The organism is Shewanella sp. MF05960, assembly GCF_050849305.1.
GTDB lineage: Bacteria > Pseudomonadota > Gammaproteobacteria > Enterobacterales > Shewanellaceae > Shewanella.
The window spans coordinates 59,927-76,212 of sequence record NZ_JBOZPS010000022.1; the positions used below are offsets into that span (position 1 = coordinate 59,927).

The following is a 16,286-nucleotide window of genomic DNA, read 5'->3' on the forward strand; positions in this document are numbered from 1 at the left end:
CGACGTCTTAGCTAACCGACGACTTCGCCAGTGCTGATTTTAGTTTCGTCTAATGGTTCGATTTTGAAATTAAAATAAGCATAAGTGGCACTCACAAATGGACACACCAAGTTAAAGAAGGCGTAGGGCAGGTAGGCAATGGTTGCTACGCCTAAGGTACTGGCCATAAAGGCGCCACAGGTGTTCCAGGGCACTAATGGGCTGGTGACTGTTGCAGAGTCTTCTAATGAGCGGCTCAAATTAACCGCGGCTAATTTACGGCGAGTGTATTCAACCTTCAACATTCGTCCAGGCAGTACAATAGCAATATATTGGTCGGCGGTAATGATGTTAGCGCCAATACACACCCCTATGGTGGTAATTATGAGGCTGGTGGTGCCGGTCACTACGGTAAGAATGCTTTCTAAAATACGGTTAAGTAAACCGGTGACTTCCATCACGCCGCCAAATGCCATGGCGCACAAAATTAACCACACAGTGGTGACCATGCTGCTCATGCCGCCTCGGCTTAATAAGCTGTCTAATACTTCATCACCCGTGTTGGCAACGTAACCGTCAAACATGGCAATCCATAAGCCTTTTACCAGTGCAACTACCGGTACTAGTGTATCGTCGTGTACAAAAGCGATAACGTTATCAAACTGAAACAGTGCCGCACATGCAGCGCCGGCTAATGTGCCTAATATTACCGTGGGAAATGCAGGCATTCTGCGGTTAGCTAAATACAACACCACTAATAATGGAATGAGCAAATGCAGCCCAGGGCTGTAGGTTTTATCTAATAGCGCCAGAGTGTCGGTAAGTTGGTTTTCAATCGGGGTAGCATCAGCGGTTAAGCCTAAAAAGGTAAAGCCGATAAGGGCAATAATAATGCTCGGTACTGTGGTCCAGGTCATGTGGCGAATATGGCTGAAAATATCGGTACCAGCCACTGCTGGCGCCAAGTTGGTGGTGTCAGACATAGGTGACATTTTATCGCCAAAATAAGCACCACTGATAATAGCACCGGCAGTAATGTTCACATCTAAACCCATGGCAGATGATATTCCCACTAACGCGATCCCGAGGGTACCTGCAACCGTCCAGGAGCTGCCGATACTTAACGCCACTACTGCGCACAATAGACAACAAGCGGCATAGAAATAATCGGGATTAAGGATTTGCATGCCATAGTAAATCATCGTTGGCACAGTGCCTGCTAAAATCCAGGTACCAATGAGTGAGCCCACGCTGAACAAAATTAATAGCGCGCCTGTGGCAACCCCGATACTTTTAACAATTCCGCGCTCCATTTGGTTCCAGCTGTAGCCATTCTTATAACCAATGATCATTGCTATACATGCGGCTAACACTAATGCGATTTGGTTGGCGCCAGATGAGCTGTCGGATGAAAATAAATATACCGCAGCACCCAGCATAATAATGAGTGCAAATACGGGAATAAGCGCATCGAGTAACGTGGGCTGTTTATGGTTCGATGGCGACGGTTTTGAAGGCTCAGCTTGAGACATACGATTTCCTTTATAATTATTATTTTGACCAATATCTCATTCGAGTGAGCTGGTTTAATGCTTTATTAATAACTTGGTAACGAATTTGTAACAGGCCACATCCTGACAAAAAAAGGCCAATAAGTCGAATATTGTTATCGCGAACCAATGATTTGAGTGAACAGCATTAAGTGAGGTGGTGGGGTGTTGTGCTTGCTTAGTTACTTAGCTTGGTTAAATATGCTGATATTGACTGTTCGATCGCATAAATATCCGCTAAGGGTATATGGTGGGACCAGTGATACCCTTGCTAGAATATCTCACTTTACTCAGTCGGATGAGCTAAATGAGTGCGCGATATGAGTGCTCGATATGAGTAGTTACTTGGGGTGATTAAGGTGGTTAACGATGGCACTTTCAGCATCCGCTTTGTTGGCTTTACCTTTCGCTGGGCTGATATTAGTCATGGCACTGTGGCCAGTCATATCTTCGGCAATATGTAACCAATCTGGATGCCAATAAAAAGTGGCCCCTGCTAATGTATTCCAGCCATGTACGCCTGATTTTTCCCCTTTGTAGATAAGGTCTTCGATAGAATATGACATTGTGTACTCCAAGCATTATTAATAAAGTTACTCGCGTTTAGTCATCGGATAGATAACCGCTTAACCAATTCGCTTTATATTAGAATGCACCTCAAACAACACGATCTTAGTGATCTAGATCACATAAAACAGGGTTTATAAGCAAAGTGAATAGAAGTTAATCTTTTGCGGTAATTAAAATACTAATCTTGGGGATCAGTCTTGGCAGAGGCATTAAGCTTAATCATTAAATGGGAGATTTACCTTGTTCACATGAGATGCAAGAGGATTTAGAGTTGTAAACGTTGATCATTCGAATAGATTATCACTATCAACTCGCGACGAATCTCTTTTATTTCTGGTTATCGTTAATCCAAATATACTCTACATTGCTATCTTCTGCCTGCCAGAATGATTGGTAGTGCACTTTCCCTGTAAGTGGTGTCCATGTTTGTTGAGCATGTTTAAATGTCATTGTATAAGCAATTTTTATCGGTTTAATTCCAAGGCCAAACACGTTACAGGAAAATGTGTTTGGGGTAATAAAGTTAATGAATTGGCGCTTGATGCCCGATTGTGGATAAAGAATGGGTGGTAACGTCGAAAGGTCCAATTGTGTATTGGCAGAAAATATCGCATCAACCCTGTCAGCATCCAATGACGATAGTGCTTCAGATTGAAGCGAAGAAAGACCATCAGCATAGGCTGTTTGGGCAGTCAATAATAACGATAATAAAATGTATCCCAAACAGTGCTTTGTGTTCACAGTATCATCTGAGTGTTATATTGGTGTTGGACTTCTGTAAACATATCTCTTTAATACTGGCATGGCTATAAAAATAAAAATCCCTGCGATGTTACCATCTCAGGGAGTGTTTTATGCTAACAAGATAAGCGAATGATTTACGCTTTAGCTTGCTCACGTGCAATGGCGCGGTAAGCAATATCGGTACGGAAATAAACGTCATCCCAATGGATGGCATCCACTAAACCGTAAGCGGCCTGTTGGGCTTCGGTTACCGTGTTACCTAAGGCGGTAGCGCATAATACACGGCCGCCGTTAGTCACCACATGGCCGTCTTTCATCTCGGTGCCGGCATGGAACACTTTGCCGTGTACATCGCCAAGCGTTAAGCCGTTAATCACATCGCCTTTATTGTAAGCGTCTGGATAACCGCCAGCGGCCATCACCACACCGACTGCTGCGCGAGAGTCGAACTCTGCGGTGACTTTGTTCAATTCACCACGAGTGGCTGCTAGGCAAAGCTCAACGATGTCAGACTGTAAACGCATCATAATCGGCTGCGTTTCTGGGTCGCCAAAGCGGCAGTTGTATTCAAGCACTTTAGCGCTGCCATCTGGCGCAATCATTAGGCCAGCATATAAAAAGCCTGTGTAAACATTACCTTCTGCCGCCATGCCATCAACGGTTGGGCGGATAACATTGGCAATGGTCCAGTCGTGTACGGCTTGAGTCACAACCGGTGCAGGAGAGTATGCACCCATGCCGCCAGTGTTAGGGCCGTAATCGCCGTTGTCACGTGCTTTATGGTCTTGGCTGGTGGCCATTGCGAGAATGTTTTTGCCGTCTACCATCACGATAAAGCTGGCTTCTTCGCCTTTTAAAAATTCTTCAATCACCACGCGTGAACCGGCATCACCAAACTTATTACCTGCAAGCATATCGTCAATGGCAGCATCAGCTTCAACTTGATTGGCTGCGATAATCACGCCTTTCCCCGCGGCTAAACCGTCGGCTTTAATCACGACAGGGAAACCTGTTTTTGCGGTCAATGTTGCCGCATAAACTTTAGCGGGTGCAATCTCAGTGAAGTTTGAGTAGTCAGCCGTTGGAATGTTGTGACGGGCTAAAAAATCTTTAGTGAACGCTTTTGACGATTCAAGCTGTGCCGCGCCTTTTGTAGGGCCAAAAATCGCTAAGCCTGCAGCATTAAAAGCATCAACTACGCCTAGTGATAATGGCACTTCTGGGCCGACAATTGTAATTTCGATAGCGTTATCTTTGGCAAAGGCGACAAGTGCGTCAATTTGTTCAACATCAATAGCGACGTTTTCTAACTTAGGTTCTAAAGACGTACCAGCATTACCGGGGGCGACAAACACTTTTGTTACTTGTGCTGACTGAGCCGCTTTCCAGGCTAAAGCATGTTCACGACCGCCGCCACCAATTATAAGTACCTGCATCTTATTCACCTTTTAATAAATTAAATAATATGATTCTTTAAACGAAAAAAGCAGCCAAACAAGGCTGCTTATTTCTAATGTTGCTTAGTGGCGGAAGTGACGCATGCCAGTAAATACCATGGCCATACCGTGCTCATCTGCCGCGGCGATGATTTCTTCATCGCGAATAGAACCACCCGGTTGGATGATGCAGCTAATACCCGCTGCTGCGGCTGCGTCGATACCGTCGCGGAATGGGAAGAAAGCGTCAGATGCCATCACTGAGTTTTCAACCACTAAACCTTCATCGGCTGCTTTAATGCCAGCAATTTTCGCTGAGTAAACGCGGCTCATTTGGCCTGCACCGACACCGATTGTCATGCCATCTTTGGCGTAAACAATGGCGTTAGATTTTACAAACTTAGCCACTTTCCAGCAGAACATTAAGTCTTTTAATTCATCAGCTGTTGGTTGACGCTTAGACACCACTTTCACGTCTTCTAACTTCACCATGCCTTGATCGCGATCTTGCACTAACAAGCCACCATTCACGCGCTTGTAATCAAGTGTTGTGGTTTGAGTGTTCCACTCACCACATTCAAGTAAACGCACATTCACTTTAGCGGCAACGATGTCGCGGGCTGCCTGACTGACTTTAGGGGCAATAATCACTTCAACAAACTGACGGTCAACAATAGCTTGCGCCGTTTGAGCGTCTAACTCTTGGTTGAAGGCAATAATGCCTCCAAATGCTGATGTTGGGTCGGTTTTAAAAGCGCGGTCATAGGCTTCTAATAAGTTAGCGCCTAGTGCCACACCGCAAGGATTAGCGTGTTTAACGATAACGCATGCAGGGCCTTCAAACTCTTTAACGCATTCTAGCGCAGAATCTGTGTCGGCGATATTGTTGTAAGACAACGCCTTACCTTGTAGCTGAATCGCACTGGCCACTGAAGCTTCATCAATTTGCGTATCGACATAAAACGCCGCTTTTTGGTGGCTGTTTTCACCGTAACGTAAATCTTGTTTTTTAACGAATTGAGAATTAAAAGTACGTGGGAATGTAGAATCGTCATGACATTCGTCGTTACTGTGTGCTGGCACCATAGTACCGAAGTAGTTAGCAATCATGCCGTCATACGCTGCGGTGTGCTCAAATGCGGCAATGGCTAGGTCAAAACGAGTTGCTAATGTGGTGCTGCCGTTGTTGGCTTGCATCTCTGCAATCACGCGAGCGTAGTCTTTTGCGTTAACCACAATCGTGGTGTCTTTGTGGTTTTTGGCGGTTGAGCGCACCATGGTTGGGCCGCCAATGTCGATGTTCTCAATCGCGTCGGCTAAGGTGCAGCCCGGTTTTGCTACTGTTTCAGCAAATGGGTATAAGTTAACGGCCACTAAATCGATAGGGTTAATGGCGTTTTGTTCCATTACCACTTCGTCAATGCCGCGACGGGCTAAAATACCGCCGTGAATTTTTGGATGCAGCGTTTTAACACGACCATCCATAATTTCTGGGTGACCTGTGTAGTCAGAAACTTCAATTACCGGGATGTTGTTGTCTGCAAGTAGCTTTGCAGTACCGCCCGTAGATAAGAGTTCAACACCTTGTGCATGCAGCGCTTGTGCAAACTCAAGGATTCCAGTTTTATCTGATACGCTTAATAGCGCGCGACGAATTGGTCTGACATTATTCATGTAGGTACAGGGTCCACTAGTTTGATTTTAAGGATCTTTCGTAAAACAGAATTGCTTCAAGTCTGCTTTACCAAAGTCCCTCATGATGTTGCGATAACACCACTAGATACTGTCTTACGATTGGGCGGGCGTATTTTATCGCAAAGTGCATGTATTGGGTGTTTTTTCTGTGTGATTTCACAATATTGAAATAAGAACAAAGATAATCAAAAATAATCCATAATAAACCCTTGACCTTGGATTAAACTCCAAGGTTTATACTTAAGATAATTTCAGAGACTTTTTAGCTGAATACACTTTCTGAGTTGAGGTTTAATCATGTACCGAATAGGCGAACTTTCTGCCTTGTACGACATCAAGGCTGACACTTTACGGTTTTACGAAAAACACGGGCTGCTGTCTCCTTCGAGCCGCTCTGATTCAGGCTACAGATTATATAACCATGACGATTCTGACAGATTAAAGTTTATTCTTCGCGCCAAAGCGGTGGGTTTTTCGCTTAATGACATTGCCGATTTATTGTCTATAGAAGTGGATAAATCTAATCGAGCCTGTGCTGAGGTCAAAGGTTTGGTTGACACTAAGCTTGAGCAGGTTGAAGCTAAGTTAGCGGAGTTACAACATTTTGCAACGTCGTTAAAGAGTTTATCGAACACCTGTTGCGGCGGCCCAGATAGCGCGGAGCATTGCTCGATACTCGAAGCGTTAGAATCGTCTGACCAACATATTATTGCCAAAAAAGAACAGCATCATTTTGCTCATTCAGGTCATAAGGACTAAGTATGTTATTGACCAATTTTATTCATTTATTTTTAGAGTCCGCCCCATGGCTATTGTTGGGGTTAGTGTTAGCGGGTTTGCTAAAAGTGTTTGTGCCTATGGCGTGGATGCAAAAGCAACTCGGTGGCCATGGGATTAAAACAGTATTTAAGGCGGCATTATTAGGTGCGCCATTACCTTTGTGTTCTTGTGGGGTTATTCCTGCTGCGGTTGGTTTACGTCGCGCCGGAGCTTCAAAAGCGGCTACCACGTCATTTTTAGTGTCAACACCAGAAACCGGCGTCGACTCAATTACCGTATCTTACGTGTTACTGGGTCCGTTTATGGCCATAGTGCGTCCCATAGCCGCTATTACTAGTGCGATTGTTGCAGGGCTATTAGTGGGCCGCGATGACGATGATGGAGTGCCTTCATCGGCTAAAGCTGAGTCAGGCAACAAGCCTGCAGCAAAAGTGGAGTCGTCTTGCTGTGCAAGTAAGAAGGCCAATATATCAAGTTCATCTCAAGCCTCTTTAACTGCGAATGCCAGCGATGCTGACACAGTGCAGTATGCTGCTGTGAAAATGACCGCCGTTAAAGCTGAGTCGGTATTAAGCCCTATGGCTTCAGGCAAAATGTTGAGTGCTGAACAAGCGCCAAAGCAAAGTAGTTGTTGTGCGAGTAAGGCGGACAAATCATCTCAGGCGGTTGAGACTCAGGTAGTTGATGCAAATGCTGCACAGTCTCAATCATCACAAGCAGTATCATCACAGTCATGTTGCAGCGCAAATTCTGAAGCTATGAGTCCTAACGCAATGACTCCTGTCGCTGTAGAGCCTAAATCAGAGGCGGTTAAATCCAGTTGTTGCAGTAGTCAAGCTGAGCCGAAAGTTGAGGTAGCAAGCAGTTGTTGTGCGCCCAAGTCAGCTTCAGTGAGCCAAGATGTCGCAGTGAGCAGTGAAGATGCCAGCTGCTGTGCATCAACTCAGGACATGGCAACCGAGCTTAAACAAAACAGTGTATTTAGCCGAGTATTATCGGGCTTACATTACGCCGCGACTGATTTAGTGAGAGACACTACCTTGTGGTTGTTGGTCGGATTGTTTTTTGCTGCGTTAGTACAAACTTACGTACCTGCCGACTTTTTAGTGAAGTGGGGCGACGGCATTTTAGCCATGTTAGTCATGGTGTTAGTGTCTATCCCTATGTATATCTGCGCTACGGCTTCAACACCGATTGCTGCAGGCTTGCTATTAGCAGGGGTGTCACCCGGTGCGGTATTGGTGTTTATGATGGCAGGTCCAGCAACGAATATCGCGACACTCGGTGTTGTCACTAAAGAGTTAGGCAAACGTGCATTATATGGCTATCTAGGCGGCGTTATTGGCGTGTCGTTAGCGTTTGGCGTGTTGGTTAATTATTTAGTGGATACCTTTGGTTTTGAGGTGATGCCACAGATAGGTGAAGAACATGCGTTATTACCACAAGGTGTGGTGGCGGTATCTGGGATTGTGTTAGCGATATTAATGTCTAAAGTGCTGTGGGATAAGATCCCAAAAGGCAAAAAAGAGAAAAGTTGTTGTTCGTAATAAGTTAGCCGAATGGGTCAACCATAGTGCTAAGTGGATAAAAAACCAGTTATAAATAGTCTTTACACCTAAAAACAAAATACCGAGCTCATGGCTCGGTATTTTTTTATCTTACAACAGGCGAGGCTATTTGCCTTTGATGACTGAAGAGCTTGGGGCTTTTTTCGCATCTTTTGCTGCACGTTTTTCTTTTAACGATAGCAAGGGTTGTTTCTTTGACTCTTTTGAATTATTACGTTCTTTGCTCATGTTATTTACTCCGTGTATGGCTCAGGGCTTTGATCACTCTGTAAAAATTTTAAACAATATATGAATCACAATATCAAGTATAAGTAATGCGAATATAGCGTTGAGATAAGCATCCTGTTGGCTAAAAGCTTAAACCGATACTAGCACCAAGTTGAGCAAAAATATCTATAACATCGATAGATTATTTAGCGCTAGGGCTAGACGACAAAAGTATAAAGATATGCCCGCAATACAATGATGTATTAACGTGACTTCACATGAATAAAGTCGGGGATCTCTAATACATTATCGCCCCAATTTTCAATGAGTGCAGCATAAAGAAATTCGATAAAAACAAGGTATTTACGTGGCATATATACCCGTTGAGGGAAACTTAACGTCACTTTAGTTTGTGCCATTGGAAAGTCTTCTAAAATCGGAGTAAGTCGCTGACTTGTAATCGCTTCTTGGGCAATAATGACGGGCACCGCTGTGATGCCAAGCCCTTCGATGGCCGCTTCTCGCGCAAACGTAACATTATTCACTTTCAGTTGTGCTGGCGGATCAAGATCAACCCACTGCTTACCATCAAATATACGCCAACCACCATTGATGTGCGCCGATTGTAATTTTATCGCAGTGTGATCCATTAAATCTTGTGGGACTTTTGGCGTGCCATGACGTTTAAGGTAGTCGGGGCTGGCCATCAGTTGCCTACTGGCAGTCACCAGTGAGTAGCTTTGTAATTTGGGGTCATGAACCTCTGTTATTTGGAATAAAAAATCTACTCCTTCTTCAATCACATCCACTTTACGGTTAGTCAATTCTGCATCGATAGTGATGTTTGGGTAAGCGGCAAGAAAGCGCGCGAAAATACGCCCCAAAAATAATTGCCCTAATTCGATAGGGCTTATGATTTTTAAGTTGCCTTTAATGTCTTGTTGGCTGGCACTTAGTAAGTCTTCTGCACTTTGTAAATCTTGCAAAATTTTATTAATGCGATGGTAATAACTTGAACCCGCCTCGGTGAGCTTTAATGCCCGAGTTGTGCGAAATAAGAGCTGTACCCCTACATCAGCTTCTAACTCGGCAACCTTACGGCTGACTGTCGCTTTAGTGATCCCAAGGGCTTTAGCTGCACCGGTAAAGCTGCCTTGCTCTACTACTTGCGAGAAAATTTGAACGCGATTGAGATCCATATTGTTACACCTGTGGAACAGTGGGTTGAATTTTAACTATCTAATAAACTACACGAAACAGTAGTAAACTAGAAGGTAATAAATTAGGAGTTCAGCATGTCTATAAATAAACGTTTTATCATAGTGCCAAGTCTTATTCTGGCGGTCGTTATCGCAAGCGTTTATTGGTGGTTACAAGTGCGGTTTATTGAGTCGACCGATAACGCCTACGTGGAGACCGATATTTCAAGTATCAGTGTCAAAGTACCTGGCTATATTGTGCAATCGGCGGTGAGCGATAATCAGCATGTGAACCAAGGCGATGTCCTTGCACAATTAGAAGACAGCCAGTTTGTGGCGCGTGTCGCTCAAAGTCAGGCTGTGTTAGCCAGTTCGCAAGCCAATTTACAGACGTTGGCGGCGAAAGTGGATTTACAACAAGCCTTGATCAATCAAGCCAAAGCGGCTGTGGTTGCATCGCAGTCGGATCAGTTAATTGCCAAGCAGCAGTTAGCACGATCGCAAAAACTGAAGGTGAGCAATTACAGTTCGCAAAACGATGTTGATCAGCTCCAGGCCAGTTTTGATTCGGCATCGGCACACGTTGATGAGGCGCAAGCGGCATTAGTGGCAAAGCAGCGTGAATTGTCAGTGTTTAATGCCCAGTTATTGCAAGCTCAAGCTGACGTAGATCAAGCCCAAGCGAGTGTTGAATTGGCCAATATTCAATTAGCTGATACCAAAATTACTGCGCCATTTTCAGGCATTATTGGTAAGCGTGGTGCTTTAGTGGGGCAGTACGTGCAACCTGGGCAAGCATTGTTTAGCTTAGTGCCCGATTCACAGGTATGGATAACGGCCAATTTTAAAGAAACTCAAATCGAACATATGCAACCTGGTCAGGCTGTTAAAGTTACACTCGATGCCTATCCGGATGAAGAACTTAATGGCTTTATCGACAGCTTAGCGCCTGCTTCTGGTTCTAAATTTAGTTTGTTGCCGGCTGAAAATGCTACCGGTAATTTTACTAAAATTGTGCAGCGTATTCCGGTGCGGATCCGTATTGATAACGAAAATGCGGCGATAGCCCAAACTCGTATTTTACCTGGACTGAGTGCAGTCGTTAAGGTCGACACCGAGAGTGCAACTCAAGCACATGCCACCGCGAAAGCGAACTTTAATGATTCGGCCGCTGTCACTGCAGGGCGTTAATATGAGCCAGTCAGTGGCAGAGTTAGATGCTAATCAAGTCGCTAGTGATAAACCGACAGGGTATCAACGTGGCAGTTATCGCTCATGGATTGCGGTAGCAGGTGGGCTTATTGGCGCATTTATGGCGATTTTGGATATTCAAATCACCAATGCATCAATGAAAGAAATTCAAGGCAGCTTAGGCGCAACGCTAGAAGAAGGTAGTTGGATCGCGACCGCGTATTTAGTCGCCGAAATGATCGCTATTCCTTTGTCTGGCTGGCTCAGCACGGGTTTATCGACCAGACGTTATTTATTGTGGACCACGGCGGCTTTTATTGTTGCCTCAATATTGTGCTCAATGTCTTGGAACCTTGAGTCGATGATAGCCTTTCGTGCACTGCAGGGCTTTTTTGGTGGCGCGCTTATTCCATTAGCGTTTCGGCTTATTCTTGAATTTTTACCCGACAGTAAACGCGCCATGGGCATGGCGTTGTTTGGCGTTACGGCAACTTTTGCTCCGTCTATTGGCCCAACACTAGGCGGTTGGTTAACAGAGCAGTTTAGTTGGCATTATCTGTTTTATATTAACGTGCCGCCGGGCATATTAGTGATGGTGATGCTGGCGTATGGGTTGGAGCGTAAACCCATTATTTGGGACAAACTCAAAAATGCAGATTACTCCGGCATTATTACAATGGCACTGGGAATGGGCTGCTTAGAGGTCGTGTTAGAAGAGGGGAATCGTAAAGATTGGTTTGGTTCTGATCTTATTCGTAACCTCGCAATCATTGCTGTGATCAATATTGGTTTGTTTATTTGGATCCAATTACGCAAACCCCAACCTTTGGTCAATATCAGGTTGCTCGGACAACGTGACTTTGCCTTGTCTACCGTGGCGTACTTTTTATTGGGCATGGCATTATTTGGTGCCATTTATTTAATCCCGTTATATCTGTCGCAAATTCATGATTACACGCCGCTCGAAATTGGTGAAGTGATCATGTGGATGGGCTTTCCGCAATTATTAGTGTTACCGCTAGTGCCTAAATTGATGCAACGTTTTGATCCTCGCTACTTAGCTGCCATTGGTTTTGCACTATTCTCAATCAGTTATTATATGAACAGCCATATGACAATTGATTATGCTGGCGATCAAATGATTACAGCACAAATCGTCAGGGCGTTAGGGCAACCGTTTATTTTAGTGCCTATTGGTATTTTAGCGACGATGCATCTTAAAGCACATGAAAATGCCTCTGCATCGACGGTATTGAATGTGATGCGTAATCTCGGTGGCGCCTTTGGTATTGCGCTGGTGGCAACGCTAAGTGATAACTTGTCTCGTATGCATCTAGCTCATATTAAAGAAACATTGCCCGCGGTGAGTGCGCAAGCATACCAGTATATTAATGACACAACTTCGATATTACAAAGTGCTGGTTCTGATGTTGTAAGCGCCAATGCACAAGCTTATGCTTTACTGGCTAAAAGTATGACGCAACAGGCATATGTTCAAGCTTATAACGACGTATTTTTTATTATGTCTTGTCTGCTTTTTATCGCTGTCATCGCGGTGTTACTGATTCGAAAACCGCTCGAAAAAAGTGGCTCAGATCAGCCGAATGAAGTGCATTAATCATGATAGTATTATCTTATACCATTGCGCGTTAATAAGTGATGACTCAGCGAGAGTTTAAAGGAATACCCCAGAAGCTTTTGCTCTGCGTTCTCGCTATTTAAAAGGGAACAAGTACAACCGATTAAGGTGAAAAATGTCGTTAACTTGGTTAGATGTGGGCTTTACTGAATTGTCTTTAGAGCAGCTGTATTGCTTATTACAACTGCGTGTCGATGTGTTTGTTGTAGAGCAAAATTGTCCTTATCCAGAATTAGATGGAAAAGACAAAGATGCGCATGCAAGGCATTTACTCGGCATTAATAGTCAGCAAGAAATGGTAGCTTACAGTCGTATACTTGCACCAAATGTCAGTTACCCTCAAGCCAGTATTGGCCGTGTGGCTGTGGCTAAATCAGCGCGAGGTCAAGGCGTAGCCAATCAATTAATGCAGCGTGCTATAGCCATTGCAAAACAACGCTGGCCAGATGATCATATTCAAATTGGTGCTCAAGATTATTTACGTCATTTTTATCAACAGCTTGGTTTTGTTGTTAATTCTGAAGTGTATCTTGAAGACGGAATCCCACATCTTGATATGCTGCTTACTTATTCATAAATGTTAAGGAATATAAATGTCTGATTATTCAATCAATACTCAACAAATTGTCTGTGTTGCGCAGTTTGTAGCTAAAGAAGGTAAGCGTGATGCATTATTGGCAGCATTAGCGAGTTTAGTGCCTGATACTCGCCGTGAACTGGGTTGTATTCGCTATGAATTAAATGTCAGTATTGAAGATGATCGTAAAGTGGCATTTGTTGAAAAATTTGTCGATCGGGCAGCGTTTGATAAGCATTGTGCTAAAGATGCCATTGAGCACTACTTTCACAATGTGATGCCAGAGCTTGTTGAGTCGCATCATGTGGAAGTATTTAATCAAGTGATAGCGTAAGGCGCTTTAGCCGTCGTTGTGATTCGTTTTATAAGTGCTTACTAAAAAGGTGCTTACATAAAAATGCCAGTCTCATTAGACTGGCATTTTTTATCATTAAAGTTGCCTAGTTTATGCTGGCATCAAGATGATTAGAAGTCGTAACGTGCACCAACAGTGAAGATGTTATCATCTTCTAAATCTACAGTTGCAGTACCCACTTTATGGTCGCCTTCATACATTGCATAATGGCCATAAACGAGCGTTGACTTAGAAATGCGGTAGTCAGCACCAATAGTAATATTGGTTACGTCAACATCAGTGCCAGTGGCATCTTTGATGTTTTTGTAGTACTTACCAAAACCAGCATCGTCTTGACCGTATTCAGCTTTTAAGTTTACGCCGTTTAAGTCATAAGATACGTTAACGAAGAAAGAATCACCTTCTTGATCAGAAGTTTGGCTTTCAGTATTTTGGTATAAACCACCTAGTTTAAAGTCACCTAATTTAACTTGTGCCACACCACGGTACGCATCAATGCCACCAATCGTGTTATAAGCAGCTGCTACATAGTAGTTTTGAGCTTTAAGGCCTTTATCACCAATCGTTGCGCTTAATGCGTATTGGTCTTCGTACGAATCTTTGCCATCAGCATCTGTGTAGTTGTCTTCCATTAAATACGTAGCATTTAATGTCACTAAACCACCAATGACTGGTGAGTAGTACCAAATACCGTCTGCTTTACGATCCTGGCCGCCAATTAAGCGGTCGATATCAGCGTTGAAGTTACCGAATAAATCGATGCCACCTTCAGACTGTTTAAATACTGTGTCATTACGACCAACAAGTACGGTACCGGCATTGGTTTTTAAACCAAGGAAAGTGTTACGTGATTTAAATGCAACCTCATCACCGCCACTGTCTTTAGTTTGAGTGGTGTTTTCTACTTGGAATTCCATTTGGTATAGAAGCTCAACACCGTCGCTGATTTTCTCGCTACCTTTAACGCCTAAGTTAGAAAAGTTATTTTCTAACACAGTACCTTCTTTACCATTTTGCGTTGTAGAGCCGTTATCAGAATTAGTTACAGCTAAATCCAAACGACCATAGAAACTTGGGCCTTCAGCAAGCGTAGCAAAAGAAACGAGTGTAAGTACTGAGGCTACCGATGCAGAGATTAAGGTCTTTTTCATCTTTCATGCTCCCTAGAACGTTATGTTCTATATTCCATTTTTCATGGTTTTAGTTAGTGAAGTCTGTTGCAGATACTATCCTGTAACAATCTGGTGCAGATTTTTACAGATTTAGCATCGTCATAGTGTGGGCTAGATCAAATAAACTGGCCCTACCTAAAAATTTGTGCAGAAAACTGTGACAATGGCGATGATTTATCAATTTTTGTCACATTTCAGTGCGGATATACCTCTTTTGGGATGTTCCTATTTATTAATAAATAGGCTAGCGCACAACAACAAAAGCGATATTCCAGTAGTTTAGCGTATGTTAATTTAATTGTTGAATATATTAACGACTTGGATCACTAGACCTTAGTCTAGTAAGGCTGATAATTAATCAAATCAAGTGACTGCTATAAAAAGTAGCGGCATCAAAGTAGTGCGACTCCGTCAGTTACTCGTTTATCTGCAACAAACATTTAGCTTTAGCGTGAAATCAGCTAGAATCGCCAGCGAAATTGGTCGTTAATCGAGGCGTAATCCATGTTGTCTGAATCTTATACTCATCGTTTTGCTGGCGTGGGGCGTTTATACGGTCAAGCGGCATTGACGACTTTCTCACAAGCCCATGTGGTGGTTGTCGGGATTGGCGGAGTAGGGACGTGGGTCGCCGAAGCGCTAGCGCGCAGTGGTATAGGGCAAATCACCCTCATCGATTTAGATGATATTTGTGTGACAAACACCAATCGCCAAATTCATGCGTTAACTTCTACTATTGGTCAGTCGAAAGTTGAGGTAATGGCAAAACGGATTAACGAGATCAATCCAGAGTGTATTGTTAATGAAGTCGAAGACTTTGTGACGTTAGATAATTTAGGCGAATACTTTGTTCCGGCATCGCGAGGCGGTACGATTGATTATGTGGTTGATTGCATCGATGCCGTTAAACAAAAAGCAGGCTTAATCGCCTGGTGTAAGCGTAATAAAATCCCGTTAGTGACGATTGGCGGCGCGGGTGGCCAGACTGATCCGACGTTAATTCAAGTGACCGATTTAGCCAAAACAGTACAAGACCCTTTATTGGCTAAGGTGCGTAATATATTGCGTAAAGAATATAATTTTAGCAAAAACGTGCAACGTCGATTTGCCGTTGATGCGGTTTTTTCCACTCAGCATTTAGTCTACCCACAAGCCGATGGCAGCGTATGCAATACCAAAGCAACAGCAGAAGGTAGCATGCGTATGGACTGTGCATCGGGATTTGGCGCAATCACTATGGTTACTGGCACCTTTGCTTTTGTGGCCGTGAGCCGAGTATTAACTAAATTAGCAGCAAAGTAAGCCATCGGCTTACAACGCCTAGCATTGCCCAGAATACATAGCCTTTGAATATCATTACCAAAGTTATGCATAACTTCTATGACAAGATTTACCCTGCGTCTATTAGCCTAATATTGGCGGTTGTATTTAACCGCCCCCATATTGAGTTCACATCACGTTAATTGTCCTCTCCATTGTCTTTTATACTAATACGCTCTCATACACTGGACCTTAAGCATTAAGGCCTGCAAAAATTCCATCTAACGTTATGTCTTTTCTAGATTTTCTTTGTTGTGACTTTTTTGCGTTTATTGTTATATAGCAGACCGCCCAGTCTATCTTT

General features: G+C 43.6%; 15 protein-coding genes. 7 read left to right on the forward strand and 8 right to left on the reverse strand.

The window, feature by feature from the left end:
* Positions 1–11 precede the first annotated feature (11 nt).
* The 5 genes from nhaC to purH form a co-directional block, all read right to left on the reverse strand.
* Positions 12–1,511, reverse strand: coding sequence for a Na+/H+ antiporter NhaC (nhaC, locus tag ACROAE_RS18120; RefSeq protein ID WP_432404672.1), 1,500 nt, complete (start codon positions 1,509–1,511; stop codon positions 12–14).
* A 359-nt stretch (positions 1,512–1,870) separates the two neighbouring features.
* A complete protein-coding gene (locus ACROAE_RS18125) occupies positions 1,871–2,095 on the reverse strand; it encodes a hypothetical protein (protein ID WP_160056116.1) in 225 nt (74 codons plus the stop codon).
* Positions 2,096–2,426: 331 nt separating this feature from the next.
* Positions 2,427–2,822: a hypothetical protein gene (locus ACROAE_RS18130; protein WP_432404677.1), complete on the reverse strand. Its 396-nt coding sequence runs from the start codon at positions 2,820–2,822 to the stop codon at positions 2,427–2,429.
* A 155-nt stretch (positions 2,823–2,977) separates the two neighbouring features.
* The gene (gene purD / locus ACROAE_RS18135; RefSeq protein WP_432404680.1) at positions 2,978–4,279 is read right to left on the reverse strand and encodes a phosphoribosylamine--glycine ligase; all 1,302 of its coding nucleotides are present in this window, start codon (positions 4,277–4,279) and stop codon (positions 2,978–2,980) included.
* An 84-nt stretch (positions 4,280–4,363) separates the two neighbouring features.
* On the reverse strand, positions 4,364–5,953 hold the full coding sequence (gene purH, locus ACROAE_RS18140; RefSeq protein ID WP_432404683.1) for a bifunctional phosphoribosylaminoimidazolecarboxamide formyltransferase/IMP cyclohydrolase: 1,590 nt from the start codon (positions 5,951–5,953) through the stop codon (positions 4,364–4,366).
* Positions 5,954–6,271: 318 nt separating this feature from the next.
* Here purH and zntR point away from each other — a divergent pair, with 318 nt between their 5' ends.
* Both zntR and ACROAE_RS18150 read left to right on the forward strand, forming a co-directional pair.
* Positions 6,272–6,733, forward strand: a complete 462-nt coding sequence (zntR, locus tag ACROAE_RS18145) for a Zn(2+)-responsive transcriptional regulator (RefSeq protein WP_432404685.1) — start codon at positions 6,272–6,274, stop codon at positions 6,731–6,733.
* Positions 6,734–6,735: 2 nt separating this feature from the next.
* Entirely contained in the window at positions 6,736–8,301 is a 1,566-nt protein-coding gene (locus ACROAE_RS18150) for an SO_0444 family Cu/Zn efflux transporter (protein ID WP_432404689.1), read from the forward strand.
* Between the two features lie 126 nt (positions 8,302–8,427).
* Here ACROAE_RS18150 and ACROAE_RS18155 read toward each other — a convergent pair whose 3' ends face one another.
* Together ACROAE_RS18155 and ACROAE_RS18160 are read right to left on the reverse strand one after the other, a co-directional pair.
* Positions 8,428–8,550: a hypothetical protein gene (locus tag ACROAE_RS18155; protein ID WP_432404692.1), complete on the reverse strand. Its 123-nt coding sequence runs from the start codon at positions 8,548–8,550 to the stop codon at positions 8,428–8,430.
* Between the two features lie 242 nt (positions 8,551–8,792).
* Complete coding sequence (locus ACROAE_RS18160; protein ID WP_432404695.1) at positions 8,793–9,728, reverse strand: LysR substrate-binding domain-containing protein; 936 nt, start codon at positions 9,726–9,728, stop codon at positions 8,793–8,795.
* A 96-nt stretch (positions 9,729–9,824) separates the two neighbouring features.
* Here ACROAE_RS18160 and ACROAE_RS18165 point away from each other — a divergent pair, with 96 nt between their 5' ends.
* From ACROAE_RS18165 to ACROAE_RS18180, 4 genes are all read left to right on the forward strand, one after another.
* Complete coding sequence (locus ACROAE_RS18165) at positions 9,825–10,919, forward strand: HlyD family secretion protein (RefSeq protein ID WP_432404698.1); 1,095 nt, start codon at positions 9,825–9,827, stop codon at positions 10,917–10,919.
* Between the two features lies 1 nt (position 10,920).
* Positions 10,921–12,537, forward strand: coding sequence for a DHA2 family efflux MFS transporter permease subunit (locus ACROAE_RS18170; RefSeq protein WP_432404701.1), 1,617 nt, complete (start codon positions 10,921–10,923; stop codon positions 12,535–12,537).
* A 136-nt stretch (positions 12,538–12,673) separates the two neighbouring features.
* Complete coding sequence (locus ACROAE_RS18175; RefSeq protein ID WP_432404704.1) at positions 12,674–13,135, forward strand: GNAT family N-acetyltransferase; 462 nt, start codon at positions 12,674–12,676, stop codon at positions 13,133–13,135.
* Positions 13,136–13,151: 16 nt separating this feature from the next.
* Positions 13,152–13,469 carry a putative quinol monooxygenase gene (locus ACROAE_RS18180; protein ID WP_432404707.1) on the forward strand — a complete coding sequence of 106 codons (318 nt, stop codon included), beginning with the start codon at positions 13,152–13,154 and terminating at the stop codon, positions 13,467–13,469.
* A gap of 131 nt (positions 13,470–13,600) precedes the next feature.
* On the opposite strand, the gene ACROAE_RS18185 is transcribed toward ACROAE_RS18180, so the two are convergent.
* Positions 13,601–14,641, reverse strand: coding sequence for a porin (locus ACROAE_RS18185; protein ID WP_432404710.1), 1,041 nt, complete (start codon positions 14,639–14,641; stop codon positions 13,601–13,603).
* Positions 14,642–15,166: 525 nt separating this feature from the next.
* Here ACROAE_RS18185 and tcdA point away from each other — a divergent pair.
* Positions 15,167–15,964, forward strand: coding sequence for a tRNA cyclic N6-threonylcarbamoyladenosine(37) synthase TcdA (tcdA, locus tag ACROAE_RS18190; protein WP_432404713.1), 798 nt, complete (start codon positions 15,167–15,169; stop codon positions 15,962–15,964).
* Positions 15,965–16,286: the final 322 nt, after the last annotated feature.